Raw genomic sequence first — 2,117 nt, 5'->3', positions numbered from 1 at the left:
AAGATCAGCGTCAGATTGCAGTCGATCCCTTCGGCCTGCAGCTGGCGCGCCGCTTCCACGCCTTCCCAGGTTGCCGCGATCTTGATCAGCACCTTGCTGCGCGGCACGCCGGCCGCCTCGTACATGGCGATGAACTGGCGCGCCTTGGCCACCGTGGCCGCGGTGTCATGCGCCTGGTCGGCATCGACCTCGGTCGAGACCCGGCCCGGCACCAGCGTGCTGAGCAGGGTGCCCACGCCCACGGTCAGCCGATCGGCCACCGCGTGCACGATGGTCTCGCGTTCGCCCGCCTGCTCGCGGCCCCAGGCCAGCGCGCTCTCGACGAGATCGGCATACACCGGCAGGTCCAGCGCTTTCTTCACCAGGGTGGGGTTGGTCGTGCAGTCGACCGGCTTCAAGCGCTTGATCGCCTCGTAGTCGCCGGTATCGGCAACCACTACGGACAGATCACGCAGCTGGGCGAGTTTGGACAGCGAAGCCATGCAAGGGTCCTTCACGTCAGTCATCAGAGGAAGCGTCAAGCAGCACGCTGACCGCCGCCGTGTCCTGGTCGAACACGGGCGCGGCGAACGGCTCCGGGCCGGGTGTGCGGCCGAACACGATCGGCCGGGTGATGCCGCGGTAGCTGCCCAGCAGCGGGTGCGGCAGCGACGTGACCATCTGCTCGGCCTGCACCTGTGGATGGTCGAACATGTCCTCGACCTGGCGCGCGGCCGCGCAGGGCACCTCTTCGCCGAACAACGCCTCCCACGCCAGCGCACTGCGCGTGGCCAGCGCGGCGTGCAACTGCGGCAACAGTATCTCGGCCTCCGCAGCCCGCTTGCGCACCGTGTCGTAGCGCGCGTCGGCTGCCAGTTCCGGCCGCCCGATCCGCTCGCACAATGCCTGCCAGAAGCGCGGGGTATTGGCCGAGATGTACAGGTATCCGTCCGCGGTGGGATGGATGCCAGTGACACCGCCCGAGCGCATATCGCGGCCCACCGCCGCCGGCTCGCCCTCGGCCCAGACCATCCGCGCCGACTGCATCGTCAACGCACTGCGCAGCAGCGACACGCCCACGAACTGGCCTTCGCCGCTGCGTTCGCGCTCGTAAAGCGCCGATGACACACCGGCCGCCACCAGCGCGGCAGCGTAGTAATCGACCACCGAGCCGTACAGGATTTCCGGGGCGCCGCCCGTCTTGCCCTGCATCGTGCACATGCCGGTCATGGTCTGCAGCACCTGGTCGTACCCTGCCTTTTCCTTCAACGGCCCGTGCTCGCCGTAGCCGGTGACCGAGCAATACACCAGGCGCGGGTTGAGCTTGTGCAGGCTCTCGAAATCGATGCCCAGGCGCACCGGCACGCTCGGCCGGAAGTTGTGCACCAGCACGTCCGCCTCGCGCACCAGGCGCATCAGCACCGCACGCTGGTCAGGCTGCTTCAGATCCAGCACCACGCCGCGCTTGGAGCGGTTCACACCGAGGAATGCCCGGCTCTCGGCCTCCAGCGTGGAGGGATAGCGCCGCAGGTTGTCGCCGACCGGTGGCTCCACCTTGATCACCTCCGCGCCCTGGTCAGCCAGCAGCGTGCAGCCGTAGGGACCGGCAATGTAGGCGCTCAGGTCCAGCACACGAATGCCGCTCAACGGCCCGGTGGCACCTTCCCGCTGGGCGATGGCGAATGGAGAACTGGGGTTGCTTCCGGTCATGGTCAATACACTCGATACCTTGATGGAAGTTTCCTCCTGGCCAACGGGAAGAAACAGATCGTGTGGGTATGTTCTGGGTGGACAAAAAGCACGCTGCGGCGTCAGCGGGGCCCCCGCCGCCGAACACCGCCGAGACGTCAGCCCGAAGGCGCCAGCGACAGCCAGCTCAATCGCCAGCTGCCGTGATCGCGCCCGCCACACCGGTAGTAGGGCTCGAAGGTCAGCGGGCCGCGGCACTCCAGCTGCACGGTGATCGGTGCGCCCTCGCCCGTGTCTTCGCCCACCTGCAGCCACTGCGCGGGTGGCCGATCCGGCAAGCGCACCGTCTCATCGGTTTTGTACCCGTCGATCAGGCCGGTGGCATACACCAGCGGCCCGTAGCTCAGCCCCACGTACTCCCAGCGCAGCACCTCCTGCGCCACCGGCGC

The 2,117-nt window shown here is 67.8% G+C and carries 2 protein-coding genes and 1 pseudogene; all 3 read right to left on the bottom strand.

Features of this window, described 5'->3' with window-relative positions; all coding sequences use genetic code 11:
- Positions 1-482 (bottom strand): transaldolase family protein (locus tag ACE026_RS15605; protein ID WP_486039738.1); only part of this gene is annotated, 482 nt, incomplete at its 3' end.
- Positions 483-498: 16 nt separating this feature from the next.
- Positions 499-1,689 (bottom strand): CaiB/BaiF CoA transferase family protein, encoded by a 1,191-nt coding sequence (locus tag ACE026_RS15600; RefSeq protein WP_486039736.1) that lies wholly within the window; start codon positions 1,687-1,689, stop codon positions 499-501.
- 137 nt (positions 1,690-1,826) lie between these two features.
- A pseudogene (locus ACE026_RS15595) lies at positions 1,827-2,117 on the bottom strand (glycoside hydrolase family 127 protein); the annotation flags it as partial.

The organism is Stenotrophomonas sp. AGC87, assembly GCF_057333975.1.
Note: the sequence above shows the minus strand (reverse complement) of the source record. Positions and strands in the feature narration are given on the sequence as shown.